11 protein-coding genes are annotated in these 16,291 nt (G+C 45.4%); 7 read left to right on the top strand and 4 right to left on the bottom strand.

Annotated elements, in window-relative coordinates:
• The first annotated feature begins 22 nt into the window (after nucleotides 1–22).
• On the top strand, nucleotides 23–3,253 hold the full coding sequence (locus tag HGO26_RS10145) for a DUF2339 domain-containing protein (protein ID WP_168824959.1): 3,231 nt from the start codon (nucleotides 23–25) through the stop codon (nucleotides 3,251–3,253).
• Nucleotides 3,254–3,373: 120 nt separating this feature from the next.
• Here the strand turns inward: HGO26_RS10145 and HGO26_RS10140 are convergent, their stop codons facing one another.
• A complete protein-coding gene (locus tag HGO26_RS10140; protein WP_168824957.1) occupies nucleotides 3,374–4,672 on the bottom strand; it encodes an O-acetylhomoserine aminocarboxypropyltransferase/cysteine synthase family protein in 1,299 nt (432 codons plus the stop codon).
• Between the two features lie 123 nt (nucleotides 4,673–4,795).
• Nucleotides 4,796–6,235, bottom strand: a complete 1,440-nt coding sequence (locus HGO26_RS10135; RefSeq protein WP_168824955.1) for an aminotransferase-like domain-containing protein — start codon at nucleotides 6,233–6,235, stop codon at nucleotides 4,796–4,798.
• Between the two features lie 157 nt (nucleotides 6,236–6,392).
• On the opposite strand from HGO26_RS10135, the gene HGO26_RS10130 reads away from it, so the two are divergent.
• From HGO26_RS10130 to HGO26_RS10115, 4 genes are all read left to right on the top strand, one after another.
• Nucleotides 6,393–7,727, top strand: coding sequence for a cytochrome ubiquinol oxidase subunit I (locus HGO26_RS10130; protein ID WP_168824953.1), 1,335 nt, complete (start codon nucleotides 6,393–6,395; stop codon nucleotides 7,725–7,727).
• Nucleotides 7,728–7,777: 50 nt separating this feature from the next.
• Nucleotides 7,778–8,785 carry a cytochrome d ubiquinol oxidase subunit II gene (gene cydB / locus HGO26_RS10125; RefSeq protein ID WP_168824951.1) on the top strand — a complete coding sequence of 336 codons (1,008 nt, stop codon included), beginning with the start codon at nucleotides 7,778–7,780 and terminating at the stop codon, nucleotides 8,783–8,785.
• A 101-nt stretch (nucleotides 8,786–8,886) separates the two neighbouring features.
• Complete coding sequence (locus tag HGO26_RS10120; RefSeq protein ID WP_168824949.1) at nucleotides 8,887–9,021, top strand: DUF2474 domain-containing protein; 135 nt, start codon at nucleotides 8,887–8,889, stop codon at nucleotides 9,019–9,021.
• 623 nt (nucleotides 9,022–9,644) lie between these two features.
• Entirely contained in the window at nucleotides 9,645–10,049 is a 405-nt protein-coding gene (locus tag HGO26_RS10115) for a GreA/GreB family elongation factor (RefSeq protein WP_028759523.1), read from the top strand.
• A gap of 774 nt (nucleotides 10,050–10,823) precedes the next feature.
• Here the strand turns inward: HGO26_RS10115 and HGO26_RS10110 are convergent.
• Nucleotides 10,824–11,600 carry an AraC family transcriptional regulator gene (locus HGO26_RS10110; protein ID WP_168824947.1) on the bottom strand — a complete coding sequence of 259 codons (777 nt, stop codon included), beginning with the start codon at nucleotides 11,598–11,600 and terminating at the stop codon, nucleotides 10,824–10,826.
• Nucleotides 11,601–11,813: 213 nt separating this feature from the next.
• Between HGO26_RS10110 and HGO26_RS10105 the strand changes: the two genes are divergently transcribed.
• Nucleotides 11,814–12,704 (top strand): DMT family transporter, encoded by an 891-nt coding sequence (locus HGO26_RS10105; RefSeq protein ID WP_168824945.1) that lies wholly within the window; start codon nucleotides 11,814–11,816, stop codon nucleotides 12,702–12,704.
• A 153-nt stretch (nucleotides 12,705–12,857) separates the two neighbouring features.
• Nucleotides 12,858–14,489 carry a methyl-accepting chemotaxis protein gene (locus tag HGO26_RS10100; protein ID WP_168824943.1) on the top strand — a complete coding sequence of 544 codons (1,632 nt, stop codon included), beginning with the start codon at nucleotides 12,858–12,860 and terminating at the stop codon, nucleotides 14,487–14,489.
• A gap of 281 nt (nucleotides 14,490–14,770) precedes the next feature.
• Here the strand turns inward: HGO26_RS10100 and HGO26_RS10095 are convergent, their stop codons facing one another.
• Nucleotides 14,771–15,616, bottom strand: a complete 846-nt coding sequence (locus HGO26_RS10095) for an FAD:protein FMN transferase (RefSeq protein ID WP_168824941.1) — start codon at nucleotides 15,614–15,616, stop codon at nucleotides 14,771–14,773.
• Nucleotides 15,617–16,291: the final 675 nt, after the last annotated feature.

The raw sequence follows: 16,291 nt of genomic DNA, 5'->3' as shown, positions 1-16,291 counted from the left end.
CTTAAACACTTAGGAATGAGATATGCCGTTAAAGGATGACGTTGCCCAACTAAAAGCTGAGCTGGCACAGTTACAATCGCTGCATTTATCGCAGCAATCTTCGCTCGGTCGTCAATTAGCAGAATTCTCCACTAAGCTCGAGACCTTAAGTCAGCAAATTGCGACTGAAGACGCCACTGAAACCACTCTGAATATGGCAGCGAGTGCTTCATCGATTGCATCTGTGCTCACCGCCGCCGATAACGCGCCTACATTAACCTATGCGGCACAAACACCAACCCTTGAGCCAGCTTCCGTAGAACCAGCCCCAGCAGAACCCAACCCATGGCTGCAAGGCCCTATACCAGGAGAACCTTGGCAAGAAGACCCTTGGCAAAGAAAAACGAAAAATACCTCGACAGAACAAACCGCTAAAACCGAACACCTTTCTCAAGCGCAAAATCAACAGCTGAGTGATGAAGTCAAATTGCAGGCAAGCGTGCAAGCGGCGAGTCAATTTGATGAGTTGTTATCCCAAGGACTCGCGGCCGTCATGGCACCCTTTGCGGCAGTCAACGAGCAAGTCAAATCTTTCTACCATCATTATCAGGCCAAGGGATTAGGACCTGTCTTTTTAATGACTGTCGCAGGCATTATCACCCTGACCTTAGGCTTTGGTTATTTACTGCAATATTCAATCAACCATTGGTTTTCTGAACTTGGCAAAGCACTACTCGGGTTTGCCAGCGCGAACGCTATCATAGTGGGCGGGATTTTTATTCGCCAAAAACGCGCGGGCATGGCGGATTTTGGCTCAGGTATTATCGGACTCGGACTCATACTTAATTATCTCTGCGCGTACTTTATTGGGCCGTATTTTGAGTTAATTCCCAATAGCGCGAGTTTTATCTTACTGTTATTGATCACTTTGGCGGGTTATGGCCTGTCGATGCGCTTAGATGCCAAAGTGATCGCCGTGATCGCCTTAGTCGGTGGCTCGACCGCACCTATGATGCTGTTATCCCAAAGCTATGCGCCGCTATTGTATCTGCCTTATTTACTGCTTATTGGTACCGGCGCCCTTGCCCAGAGTCGCAAACTTAAGTGGCCGCTGCTACTGGAAATCACCGCCCTGTTGCACATAGGCTGCATCGAAGCTTTTAGCCATTTCATTGAATTGCCACTCAGCGACGTTGGCGGCGTCAGTCTGCTCGCGCTTATCAGTATTAATGCGTTCTTTTATCTCTACGGCATCACAGGCCTACTATTTACCAAGCAGTTTACCCATCAGGATGAAAAACATAATGCACTAAGCCATCGCATACTCGCCCTACCGATAGCATTGCTCGCCTTTGTGTTATTAGAGTTGACGCAATTTACTGAGTTCGCAGGGGAAATCTTTGCGGCCAACGCACTGATTTGCGCAGCCCTCTATTGGAAGCGCACAGGCAACCTAGAAAAAGCCCGCAACGGCTTATTGTTAGTCTTTGCAGGGAGTTTTGCGGGATTTGCCGCACTGTATTTACTCAGCCACGATTTCCTTGGATTAGTATTACTGCTCGAAGCCTTATTACTGTTGTGGATTGGCACCAAAGAAGAACTGATTTCCGTTCGCGCCGAAGCCTATGTATTGCTGCTGATGGGATTAGGGCTCAATGCGTCTAGTGTACTGACGGGCATGAGCCTTTTAGAATCAAGCTTTATCGATGGGGCGCCAATTTCTCCCTTGTCAGCTTTTGGCTTTCCACTGTTAGCACTGGCCTTAAGTTGCGCCGCCTTAGTCTTAGTGATTCGGCTATTAACACTCCATCATACGTTACTTTCGACCCTAGAAAGTCAGCTAAACAGAGTGTTAAAAGAGCTATTAAGCGGTTTTTATGTGGCGACAATTATCCTCGCGGCTTATCTTCTGAGCAGCGATTACTACCTCGCCATCTTGCCACTGGTCAGCCTATTACTGCTGTATTTGAGCGCAAAGGACAGACTCGTTCTCAGCGAGTTTGCTGCTTGGCTCTTACTATTGCCGCTGCTGTTTAAGGTTGTTGAAGGCATAACGCTCACAGGCAGTTTTAGCTTTAGTGCCCAGCCGCTTATAGCAAAACTGGCACGGTTTGAGTTATTTATCGCCCTACTCTTGGCCCATTATTGGTATCGTCGCCACTATAAAGATGCCTTATTTGCCAAAGCCGCTTATACGATGCAAATCTTCTGCTATTTGCTGCTGCCGCTTATTCTGCTGCCCAAAGTCATCCGCAACCATTGGGAATATACCGCTATTGCACTCTGGCTGAGCACCTTTATGAGCCTAGGTTTAGCCTACTTTGTTAAACATAAGAGTTTGAACATAGAAGCCAAAATCCTCACTTGGCTAGCGGTTCTTATGACAGCCTCGCAATGCCTTATTCACGCTTGGCAAGGACTCGCGGCGCTAGCCGTTGGCGCCCTGTTTATGAGCTTCACCCTGCTCCGCTACCGCCAGTTACCCGAGACATGGCGCCCCTTGCTGCAACTACAATGGCAATTGAGCCCTTATTACTTTGCACTGGTAACGGCCGTGATCGTTTATGGCTTTAATCATTCTGAGCTAGTAGGAATAGCGATGACAGCATTAGCCTTAAGTGGTTATTTTGCATTGCTAATCCAAAGAGGTTTAAGCCTGAGAGGTTTAAGTCAGAGATCTGTAGGCCAAGCCTCATATAGCGCAAAATTCCCCCTCGCCGCCGAAATCCAAGCCGCAATAAAGGAAAGCTACCATCTCGCCTATGGTCTCACTTTAGGCTTAGCCCTGTTGCCCATCATGTTCCATTTTGAGCTAACACTCGGGCTTAATCGTGATAATGCCTCGTTCATGTTAATCGAGTTTTTATCACTGGCGCTCCTAGCAAGGCTTATCTTGCAGCACGGTGCAGCAATACGCTTGCATAGACGCATCTTACCTTTACAAGGACTTAAGTGGGGTTGGCATCTGTTACTCGCCTTAAGTTACTTCATGTGGAGTTATAGCTTCGATAACATTATTGCCGCCCCACTCAGCGCGATTTTATTGGTTATCCATGGCAGTGTGTTGATGTTTATCAGCTTAAAACCACAAAATGCCGATATGATCCGCCTCGCCGCAGGGCTATTTACCTTATCGACGCTTAAAGTGCTATTACTGGATATGGCTTCATTCGAGCTAGTGCAAAAGGTGATTGCCTTTATGCTGATCGGGGTCATTTTGCTGACTGTTTCTTACTTCTATCAGAAGGCGAGAAATCGACTGCAGCAAGATTAACATCGTTTTTAAAGCACTAAAAAAGCCGCCATCAAATTGAATCGATGGCGGCTTTTTACTGTTAACGATTTAATAAAGCGATGAGGTATCGGCTATTTAATATGGACTATTCGATACGAGCTATTTGCTCGCCAGTGCCTTATCGAGCGCCTGCGCCACATCGTTAATGATGTCGTCGATATGCTCAATCCCAACCGAGATACGGATAAGATCCTCTGACACACCCGCCCTTGCGAGTTCATCGGCATCGAGTTGTCTGTGCGTAGTGCTCGCAGGGTGGCAGGCCAAGGATTTCGCATCCCCAATGTTCACTAAACGCAGGATCATCTGCAGTGCATCGATAAAACGTCCGCCAGCAAGCTTACCTTCTTCTGCTGTGACCGCTTTAATCCCAAAGCTGATTATCCCAGAAGCTTTTCCGCCAGTGATCTTGTGGCAATTATCCTGATAAGGGCTGCTCGGCAAGGCGCCGTAGTTCACCCAACTGACCGCAGGATGCAACACTAAATACTCGGCTAATGCTAGCGCATTCGAGCAATGGCGCTCCATTCTAAGGCTTAAGGTTTCAAGGCCTTGCAACAGTAAAAATGCACTGTGCGGTGACAGTGCGGCGCCGGTATTACGCAGCGGTACCACACGGCAACGGCCAATAAATGCCGCAGGGCCAAAGGCTTCGGTGTAGACCACGCCGTGGTAGGAAGGATCGGCTTGGTTAAGTAAGGCAAATCTTTCCTTATTCGCCACCCAATCGAACTTGCCTGAATCGATAATCACGCCGCCAATCGTTGTGCCATGGCCACCAATATATTTAGTTAAAGAGTGAATAACGATATCGGCGCCATGCTCAAAGGGGCGACATAACACTGGAGTCGCGACCGTATTATCGACAATTAAAGGCACGCCATGCTTATGGGCAATCTCGGCTAAACGTTGTAAATCGACAATATTGCCGGCTGGATTACCAATCGATTCGCAGAATAAGGCCTTAGTTTTGTCATCGATCAGCTCATCGAGGCCTTCAAAATCATCGAAGGCCGCCATGCGCACTTCAACGCCTTGGCGCGGCAGCGTATGGGCAAACAGATTATAAGTGCCGCCATAGAGCTGACTGGTACTGACAATATTATCGCCAACTTGAGTCAAGGCTTGAATCGCATAGGTAATCGCCGCCATACCCGATGCCACAGCCAGCGCACCTATGCCGCCTTCAATGGCTGCCAGACGTTGCTCTAGCACGCTAGTGGTAGGATTCATTATCCGTGTATAAATATTACCAGCGACTTTTAAGTCAAATAAATCAGCACCATGCTGGGTATCATCGAAGGTATAAGAGGTCGTTTGATAGATAGGTACTGCGGCCGCCTTCGTGGTCGCTTCTGACTCATAACCATGGTGTAATGCCAGTGACTCTAATTTCATTTTCCCTTCCTTATCCGTAACAGCCCAGTATTCAATCGACATTGAGAATTGCACAAGATTTGTGCATGTTCAACAAGCTAACAGATAGACATCTAGAAGTCTAAAATTTTTTTAGACACATCTTTAACTTCGGCGCGAATAGTTACGGATAAGTTCGGCCAGCACCACGACCGCAGAGACTATCTCTGGCAAGCACTCGTATGAGGCATTCAAACGCATAAAATGGCGGAATTCGACCTGATTACTAAAGAGATTTCCGGGTGCAATACTGATCCCACGCTCAATCGCCTGATAATAAATTTGTGTAGCGTCCATGTGTGATGGCAACGCTAACCAGAGAAAATAGCCGCCCTGCGCGAAGTTGACCCCCACAGATTCGGGCAGATGCGCGCACAATAATTGATACATGGCCAATTTACGGCTGGCTAACTTTTTACGTAACTGTTTCAAATGCCGTTCATATTGCGCCGACTGAATAAAATCAGCGATGGCGAGCTGCATCGGCGCACTGGTCGATAATGTCGACATGACTTGTAAACGTTGTAACTGCGGTGCATGGCATCCCGCCGCCACCCAGCCGACACGATAACCAGCAATCAAAGACTTAGAAAATGAGCCGCAGTGCAACACCCGTCCTTCTGTATCGAAGGCTTTTACTGGCCTTGGCGCGCTCGAGTCGACATAGAGTTCTTGATAAACATCATCCTCAATCAGACTGACCTTATGCTCGTTTAGTAGCTGATAAAGCGCCTGTTTTTTAGCATCCGATAAACTGCAACCTAAGGGATTTTGATGTTGGCTCATCAACCAGCAGGCTTTCACTGGATAGGTTTTTAATACTTCTGCCAACGCCTCGAGATCAATCCCCTGTTGTGGATCGGTAGCAACCGCAATCGCCCTGAGTTTAAGCCGTTCAATGGCTTGCATCGCGCCATAAAAGGTCGGTGATTCAATGACAACCCAATCACCCGCTTGAGTCAGCGTCGCTAAGCTCAAGTTGAGCGCCTCCATGGCACCCGAGGTAATGATGATTTCGTCGGGCGAAATGCTCATGCCCAATTTGGCATAACGTTGGGAGATAGCCTTACGCAGTCCCGCATTGCCTGGCGGTAAATTATCGGCGGCAAAAGAAGGTGACATGTGCCGAGTCACCTTAACTAAAGATCGCGCCAGTGCTTGTTGCGGGAATAAACTAGGATCGGGAAATCCTGAGCCAAAGGGCACTATATCCGCCTGCTTTGAAGCCTGCAGAACATTGAATACAAACTCATTAATATCCACGCTATCGGAAAGATAAATCGGCTTTTGTCGCTCGGGATAACGAAAGGCTTCTCCCTGCCGCGCGATTAATTCCGGCTTTGGCGCCACTAAATAGCCAGACTTAGCCTGCGCCGAGATCACGCCTTGGCTTTCCAATAACTGATAGGCATTGAGCACTGTCATCAGACTCAAACCCGAATCGGCCACAGTTTGGCGCAGCGACGGCAACTTGTCCCCCGCCTGCCAGACACCTTGGGCTATTCGTGTCTTTAATTCCTGCGCTAACTGCTCGTACTTCGTCATCTGTTATAGCCAAGTCAAGATATTCTGTGTCTGTTATAGCCAGCATATCCCATGGTCTAATAGCACACAAGCTTTCACCGTGGAGCCAATTTAAGGCTTAGCGGACACTGCATTAATGAATGCCTTTGTAACGAGACTCTTATCTCTCGAGGAAATTATGTTTGATTTTGATGCCACTGTACTTGCTAGGATCCAATTTGCTTTTACCATCTCTTTTCACATTATTTTCCCCGCCATCACTATCGGCCTCGCCACTTATCTGGCGGTATTAGAAGGCTTATGGCTGAAAACGGCGAATCAGGTGTACCAACAACTCTATCAATTTTGGTCGAAGATTTTTGCCATAAACTTTGGCATGGGCGTGGTCTCAGGCATAGTGATGGCCTACCAATTTGGTACCCATTGGAGCGCTTTTTCCGCCTTCGCGGGCAGCGTAACTGGGCCGCTACTCACCTATGAAGTCCTCACCGCCTTCTTCCTCGAAGCGGGTTTTCTGGGGGTCATGCTATTTGGTCAGCAGAAGGTAGGTAAAAACCTGCATTTCTTCGCCACTTGTATGGTCGCCACGGGCACGATTATCTCGACCTTCTGGATCTTAGCTTCAAACAGCTGGATGCAGACGCCCCAAGGTTTTGAAATCGTGAACAATCGCGTTATTCCAGTGGATTGGTTTCAGATAGTGTTTAACCCTTCATTTCCCTATCGTTTAGCCCATATGACAGTGGCGGCCTTTATTTCATCGGCTTTCTTTGTGGGCGCATCGGCGGCTTGGCACTTACTCAAAGGTAACGACACGCCCGCGATCCGCAAGATGTTGTCTATGGCGATGTGGATGGCGTTAATTGTCGCACCGCTGCAAGCTGTGATTGGCGATTTTCATGGTTTAAATACCCTTGAATATCAACCTGTAAAAGTCGCGGCGATGGAAGGCCATTGGCGTAATGAGGGTGACAAACCCACACCGCTTATCTTGTTTGCGATTCCTGATATGGACGCAGAGAAAAACCACTTCAGTCTCGAAATCCCAGGGCTGGCGAGCCTGATCTTACAGCATGATTTAAGCAAACAAGTGCCAGCCTTGACTGAGTATCCCGCCGAGGACAGACCCAATGTGTTGTTAGTGTTCTGGAGTTTTAGGCTCATGGTTGGCTTAGGCTTATTGATGATTTTTGCTGGACTGTGGAGTGCTTATCTCAGGTGCAAAGGCAGCCTCTACAGCAACAAACACTTTCTGCGATTTGTATTGGTGCTCGGCCCCGCCGGATTGCTCGCCACACTAGCGGGTTGGTTTACCACCGAGCTTGGCCGTCAACCTTGGGTGATCCAAGGATTGATGCGCACGCAGGATGCCGTGTCTTCCCACAGCGTTACCCACCTAAGTATCAGCCTAGGGATTTTTATCGTCAGTTACTGTGGCATCTTTGGCGTTGGTTATCGCTATATGATGCGACTCATCCGCAAAGGGCCAGATAGCGCAGCAACAAGCCATTAATTTTAATCTAGTTTTACTTATTCAATCTTAAGCATATTTAAGGGCTCACCATGGAATTCGATCTACCCTTGATTTGGTTCGGGATCATCATTTTTGCCACCTTAATGTATATCGTGATGGATGGCTTTGATCTCGGCATCGGCATACTGTTTCCCTTCATTCACGACGAGGACGACAGGGATATTATGGTCAATACCGTCGCCCCTGTTTGGGATGGAAACGAAACTTGGTTAGTGCTTGGCGGCGCCAGCCTGCTCGGTGCATTTCCCCTCGCCTATGCCATAGTGCTCGAAGCGCTAACCATACCGCTGCTCATCATGCTGCTGGCATTGATTTTTCGCGGCGTGGCATTTGAGTTTAGATTTAAGTCGGGCGCAGAAGCTAAACCATTCTGGGATAAAGCGTTTATGTTCGGTTCTATCACGGCCACCTTTTCACAGGGCGTAGTGCTGGGGGCGTTTATCTCCGGCATTTCGGTGAGTAACCAACAATTTAGCGGCGGTAGTTTCGATTGGTTAACGCCCTTCTCACTTTTCTGCGGTTTTGGCCTTATGCTGGCCTATGCTCTGCTCGGCGCAACTTGGTTAGTAAAAAAATGCCAAGGCGAGCTTAAAACGACCATGCAACAACTCGGCAGAGCACTGACCTTATGCCTGTTGATGACCATAGGTTTAGTCAGTTTATGGACGCCTTTTGTGCAACCCAATATTGCCCTGCGCTGGTTTAGTTTACCGAATTTATTCTACTTCGCCCCAGTGCCAATACTGGTATTAGCCTGCAGTTGGGCCTTGATAAAATCCCTAAATCGTGATGATAACTATCAGCCATTTCTACTCACTCTAGGGCTGATTTTCTTAGGATTTAGTGGCTTAGGGATCAGCATCTGGCCACACATTATTCCACCCAACATCAGCCTTTGGCAGGCAGCAGCCCCCGACAGCAGTCTAAGCTTTATGCTCGTCGGCGCCCTGATGATCATCCCGCTGATTTTGGTTTATACCTTTTGGAGCTACTACGTGTTCCGCGGCAAAGTAACCAAGGATGCTGGCTATCACTAGCCATGACTCAGGTAAAAGAGGCTTCCCACAACACGACTGAAGCTAACTTGGCTTAGGTCGCTGATTCACTTTAGATGACTTTACATATGCAGGAGATCAACATGACGACCCAAACGAAATCCCTCGCCCATCGACTCGGCTGGTTAGTGCTGATTTGGTGTACAAGCGTAAGCTGTCTGTTCCTCGTCTCTATGTGTATCAAAATACTTTTAAAAGGTGCGGGCTTAACAACCTAAGTAAATATTGACTTTAGAAGCTTATATTAAGGCTTAATTCAGTTAGTGCCCATAGCATCTAGCGACATTGCACTAGAACATTCAATGGTTGAATTAATTTGGCTTTCAGTTCCGCCAAATTAACAAGTGCTCAGTTTACTTTACGAGTGCTAGCATTAAATTGACGAAGACTAGCCTCAATGTAGCAAAGTTAAAACTATGTTAAATCTAGCTTTGCTGTTATCAGTATATTCAGCAAGATTAGCTTAGTTAGGCTTGCTTTATATTTTTACTTGACCTATGGTATCAGCCAAGCAATTACTTATTTAGTTAATGGCAAGATTTAGTTAACAGCAAGGCCGATATACTAAATCGATATACAAAAAATAAATAATCAATCGAATATCAACTTTTGACTGGAGATGTAACACTATGTTTAGCACTGCATTTTCATCACTATTTTCCCATGTGTTAGCTAACACATCTAGTTCAGTAAGCTCAATCCGCCTCTCGCTCAAATTCCCAGTCTAAGCCGAGCGTCACTCGCGCTCGGCAGAATTATAACTTCTTGTGAAATAAGCACAGAGTAATACTCATTTTAATTTCTATGCTTATATTTTAACTTTGTTATTTCAGAGGCGGCAATGGCATATTCTTTTTTTAGTGGTCTTTTCCAGAATTTTATTCTAAAAACTGAAACCTATTATTTACAAAACAGTTTTAATGCCTCTCTACGCCCAACGGCTTTGGCAGGCGTGATTAGTAAGCTTGAGCAGCTAAAGCATGATACGACGAGTGATAAAGTGACTGTGGGACGAGAAATTCACTTAGTTAATCTGCAGGATCAGCAAGAGTACCAAATTGAACTCGTGTATCCACCAAGGCATAAACCCAGTGCAGGACGTTTCTCTGTCATATCAGATTTAGGCGTCAGCTTACTTGGGTTATCAAAGGGCGAACTGGCAGAGGTGAGCATTTTAGGCAAACCAGTTCTGTTTATGATTAAAGATGTCAGTTTAACGAAAAAACAACCTAAAAAGTCTGTATAGAAAAAATCATTTGGGCATACTTTTTGTAAATAGCTATTGAGTATTGCTACTTGACAACATTTCATAAAATTTTAAAGATATGATTATTAGGCTGTAAGCATTTTAAAATAAAGCATGTTCAATTCAGTGGCAACATGCTTTGAACTCGCTATTAGCGGCGGCTTATAGCGGCATTTTCAACATAATATAATAAGAGGGAATGTTATTTTGAAGTCATTAACTGGCCGCGATATTTATTAAAGAGACACTTTAGATAAGTTTAACACTGCAATTAACGACTCTTTGCAACTATTTACGTATAAGTCATGGCAGCGCTTTAGAGTAAACAGCAAAGGGGTTAAGAGGTTTAGCACGGCGCCTCAATCGTTAAATTTATTTTTATACTCTTTATAAATAAACCGTCTCAATTAAAGCCTGAAATAAAAAATTGAGCCCAACTATCGAAACCGATTTGCGGCGCGGGTTCGGATAGTAACCTTCACTTTGGAGTTTATATCTATGAGTAAAGAAAAAAACAAAAAACCGCCAATGAAAACCTTAAAAGAGAAGCGTCAAGATAAACGGAACCGCCAAAAGGCTTCCGACTAACTTATCTAACTCTGTAAAAAACCTTAAATCCTCTCTTTAAATAGGCCGAAAATAGGGTGTTAATACTTTAGCACCCTATCTTATTTCACAGTTTCCCCCAATATTTTTAGTGCATCATCTAGCGCGACTTTCGCATAGGATCTCATTATCTCGCCTTTATTAAGCCTTGCTCCATCAGCCACTCAATCACAATCGGCGGCGATACTGCTCAGGTGAGCACTGAGCATATTTTTTAAACATCACGATATAAGGCGAAGTTTGGTTATAGCCGAGCGTCAATGCCACTTCTTTGATCGCAAGTCCCTGACGTAATAGTTGTAAGGAATAGATAAACTTATGCCTTTGTCTTAGCTCAGTAAAACTCATCCCCAGAACCTCTTGGCAGCGACGAGCTAAGGTACGCTCTGTGGTATGTAATTCACTGGCCCAAGATTTAAAGGTTTTCGAACTCGCAGGGTCGGCTTCAAGTGCCAGCAACAACGGCTGTAACAGTTTATCTGAAACGGTGGGCAGAAATTGCGGTAGAGCTTTACCCAAGGTCAGCTGATCGAGCAAAACCTCAACCAGTCGCTTATCCGCCGCAGTTTCTGCCACAGTGACTTGCCGTTCCCGCAGATCGTTCACGATCGATTGGGCAATGGATGTCACGGCTAAAAGACAGGTCTCTATGGGAAAAGCCGCAGCTCGCTCGGCAACTATATTCATCGAGCAATAATGAATACTGCGCCGAGTATAACTTTCATGTTCTATCCCCGCAGGAACCCAAATCGCATATTGTGACGGCGATAAAAACCGTTGCCCTGCAGCATGTAACTCCATAATTCCACCGCTGATTAACTGCAGTTGTCCCCAAACATGTTGATGTTTTGGCGTTACCGTATTTGGCAGGAAAGCTTCATAGTTGAAGAAGATATCTGCAGCAGGCTCTTGCTCTGCCGTGAGCGGATAGTAAACCGTGCGCATTTTGATGCCCTCAAAGCTATGGTGGTCCAAAAAACTCAAACGAAATCGCTAACCCAGATTACGCTTGTCCGTAGAGGAACTGACCTTGTCTGATAAGCGATATTTATATCATAACCGACCATGGATAATAGCCACTAATCTATTATCTGGATGCTTAAGTGATAAGCCATAAGCTAAGGCCAGTCACTTTAGCCAGTACCTAAAGGCAAGACCATGCTGTATTTGTTTCCCCTGTTGGCCGTATTAATTTGGGCAGGCAATTCGATAGTCAACAAGCTCTCATTTGGGATTATCGATCCTGAAGCAATAGCGTTTTACCGTTGGTTTTTCGCTATGTTATTGTTAACACCCTTTGTCGCAAATCGCGTCTGGCAAAAACGCCAAGTGATACTACCTTTGTTACCTAAGTTCGCTACTTTGGCTTTGTTAGGTATGGTGCTAAACCAAAGTCTGGCCTATTTTGCGGCGGCAACCACCACGGCAACAAATATGGCATTAATCACCTCTCTCGTGCCGATGATCAGTCTGTTTTTAGCCGTGCCATTACTCAAGCAAAAATTATCACCGTTAGCCTTTGGTGGCACCTTAATCTCGCTATTTGGATTGATTTTTATGCTCAGTCACGGCGATATGATGAACCTTGCCATCGGCGTGACTCAAGGTGATTTACTGTTGCTCTTTAGCGCCTTTGTGTATGCGCTCTATGGCGTATTACTGAAACGCTGGCAACTGCCACTACCGACTTGGGAATCGGTTTATATTCAAGGACTCATAGCCGTATTCATGCTGACGCCACTGCTGTTTACGAGTCCCAGCATAGCGATCAGTGCCCAATCAGCACCACTGATACTTTACGCTGCTATCGCTGCCTCACTTTTAGCGCCGTGGGCTTGGATCAATGGCATAAGCAAACTCGGCGCCGATCGCACCAGCGTATTCTTTAATTTAATGCCTATTATTGCGGCGATACTGGCGGCCATCATCCTAGATGAAACCTTAGCCATTTATCATTATATTGGCGGTTCTATGGTCATTATTGGCGTCATGCTAGTGCAGATAAAACCTAAGCCTAAAGTCATCCCTACCCTAGCTTGTCCTGAATAATCCAAAGTAATGCGTCAACGCCTTGGTAACTGTGACCAAGGCGGTTTCGCTTATTTCAATGTGTACAAAATCCCATCGCAATCTGCTGCATGCAAAGGCAATTCTATAAATAACGGCTAAGCTATTTATTAAGTTATTAATGGAGATCGTCCTATGTTTAACAGTATTCGCGTTAAGTTTTCACTGATGTTTGCCATTATGGCGACAGCCCTCATTGTCATGGCGGTCACCGACGCTATGCAAAGCCGTGCCACTGTGAAACAGATGCAGGAATTTAGTCAGTTATTTAATCCCGCAATTTCGGCAATTCTCAATGCAGATCGCGACCTTTATCAAGCGCAGCTAAGTGAAGAAGTGTTACTCAGGGAAGAATTATCTGCCGATAATCGCAAAAGTGAGATTGATAACTGGCAAGAGAATGTCGATCAAGCCCGTGACAGAATGGGAGAATTTAAACAAATCCTGACAGATCACCTGCAAGTACTGCAATCAACCAGTGGCTTTGAGGCGCAGTTTTCGCTCTGGTATCAAGCCTCATCAGAGGTCATTAATGCAGTCAAAAGTAATGACTTTGAACGCGCGAAACAACTCCACGAAACCAAATCCAAGCAAGAATTTAAGGCATTAAGAGATATCTACAATGCCGCGGGCGAAGCCGCCGATAACAGAGTAAAAGAGCTAGATTTACAAGCAACGGAACAGGCAACCACCCAAACCCAAATATCCTTAACGATAGCGAGCTTAGTCGCCATTGTGGCGCTGTTGATTGCCTACTTCGGCCCTAAAATCATAGTCAATGCAATTGAAGATATCACTAGCAGGATCAATGACATTGTCGATGGTGACGGTAACTTAACCCAAAGGATCCCTATCACACGTCAGGATGAAATCGGCGAGCTCGCCCATGCATTTAACTTATTTGTAGAGCAGCTACAGCAAATGGTCATCTCGATTATTGGTCAAACTAAAGATGTGAGCCAAACCGTTGAAAGCCTTGCAACTAAGTCAGCTACCACAATCAACATCAGCCATGAACAAGAGCAGTTTGTCGATACCATTGTCACAGCAGTGAATGAAATGAGTGCAGCCGTAAGAGAAGTCGCCAGTAACGCTCTTCATACTGCCACCGAAATCACTAAGGTGAATGACCAAACAGTAGAGGGTAAGAATATCCTCGCCCAGTCCGTTAATCATATTCAGCAACTGTCTGAATCAGTTAAAAATGCCGTGACTGTTATTGAAAAACTTTCAGTCAATTCTGCCAATATTGCCTCAGTGCTTGATGTGATCCGCTCAATCGCTGAGCAAACTAACCTCCTTGCCCTTAACGCGGCCATTGAAGCGGCGCGTGCTGGCGAACAGGGCCGTGGCTTTGCCGTAGTTGCCGATGAAGTACGTACACTAGCGAGTCGTACCGAAACCTCAACCCAAGATATTCAGCGCATGATTGAAGAGTTGCAACGCGGAGTAAATGATGCGGTTAAAAGCATTGAATCGGGAGCTAGCCTGACCACATCAACCGTGACCCTCGCCAGCCAGACCCAAGATGCATTAGATGAAATTCTAAACTCCACCTCTAAGGTCAGTGAGATGTCCACTCAAACGGCGACTGCGACCGAAGAGCAAACCCATGTGACCGAAGAAATTAATCGTAACTTGACCGAATTATCCGATAAAACAAGATACTGCAACTTAGTGATCCAAGAAACGCAGCAAATAGTCGTCAACACTAAGGCTATTTGCAGCAATCTACAAAAAGAAGTTGCGCGATTTAAAGTCGCTTAAGATAAATGACTAACGACACATGGTTAGCGATAAACCATTGAAACGAAAAGAGTGCCCAATGTAGGCACTCTTTTTAATGGAAATAATACCAAGAAAAGCTTGAAGACAATAAAAGCCCACAACCGTATGCAAGTTGCAAATAACGGTAACAAAACCCAAGTTGTATCGATTCACCCGTTAAAGTGCGAATAACAGTACTAACTGTTTAATGTTAACTCACAGTAATGATTGAATTTCTAATTCAATCATCTGCAAAAGCTGTAAAACAGCCAAAAGATACATCAATCAAAACTGACTAATTGACCACCCAAGTGAGCAATTTTTTCAGCGGCAAAGTCGGGATTAAGATAACCTGCGACTTTCGTTAACGCATCGGCACGCCAAGCAAAAGAAGCTCTCACACTAACAATACGCTCGCTTTCAGCATCGACGTTCGTATCGGCAACATTGCCAGTTGGTAGTAATAGTGCAGGGTAATCATGACTTAAGGTTTGTGAGACCCTTGAGCTGGCGAGCGCCATATTGCTAACGCAGAGCTTTTGGCTCGCTCCTAATGGACCGCGGCACACTACATTTAAAGATGCACTGCCAAAAACTTTTAAATCGCCACCCGCATTGACCCAACCTCCGCTCACGCCAGCGCGACGCAGCTCACTCACTGCCATATCAACCGCATAACCTTTAGCTATACCATCTAAGGTTAAAATTAGCGGTCTAGCTAATCGCGCTTGATTACCTTTTATTTCAATATCTTGCCAGTCACCTTGCAATAACAATGGCATACCAAGGTAAGCAGGCAAAGCGCCGCGAGACATCATTTCGCCGCCAACGGTACAATTGAATAAGTTGTTGCTCGCCTTACCCAGTCCCTTAGCCAACTTGAGCACTCGTAAACTATCTTGGCTTAACGTTACCCAAATTCCCGGCTGCCGATTTAACTGATTTAACTCGCTGTCCTGTTGATGGAAGCTCAGCAACCGCCCAATATGGGTCACACGCGAAAAAGCCGCGCTAATAGCCGCTTCCAATACTTTATCTTTAAGTTGTACCTCACCGCTTTGATTTGGCAGTGACTCGGCAGCGATTTCCACCAGCGTTCCGAGTAATGGCTTAGCGCGACGTATCATGATAATACCCACTGTAGTAGGAAGATCTGAGGGATCAGCAATAAACGCTTCATCCAGTTAAATTTAAACAAAGCACTAAGAGTAATTAACATAATTTGTGCGGATTCTATTAAAGTCTCTACTTCAATACAAATTGTTGCCATTAGTTTTTATGGGGATTTTAGATGCTTGAAACTGTTTTACATTTAAAAACAATAGATTGCTTATTAAGGTTTTATTAAAGTTATTTGACGTACCATGGCTATCACAACGCTGCACAAGCGAACTAAGTCAATACGTCCCCAAATGAGCCCTATTGATTAATGCCACTCATCATTTACGTTATTTATGCTGGCTTACCCACCAACAACTCACACTAAATGGAGCAATAAATAGCCGGCTTACTCCATCACACCAGTCATTCGCTTAAATTTCACGCTATTCCGTTCAGTTGAAATACACGCTAAATCAGATATAAACCCTCTAAGCCAACCTGAACAAAAACTATTAAAGTATTGATTAATAATTAAAATAAAGACTAATTCTCATCTTATACAACCTATTAATAACCTATCGATCACAACGGAAGTAAAAACATCTAGACGTCTAAATTGACAGGTTATCAGGGATCAAATATGCTTTGCCTCAAGTTGCTAGGATACGATGCCGCGGCAACACTGAATTTAAGCGAGTTTG

The organism is Shewanella oncorhynchi (assembly GCF_012584455.1).
Taxonomy (GTDB): Bacteria; Pseudomonadota; Gammaproteobacteria; order Enterobacterales; family Shewanellaceae; genus Shewanella; species Shewanella oncorhynchi.
This window is presented reverse-complemented; position numbering and strand designations above follow the sequence as displayed.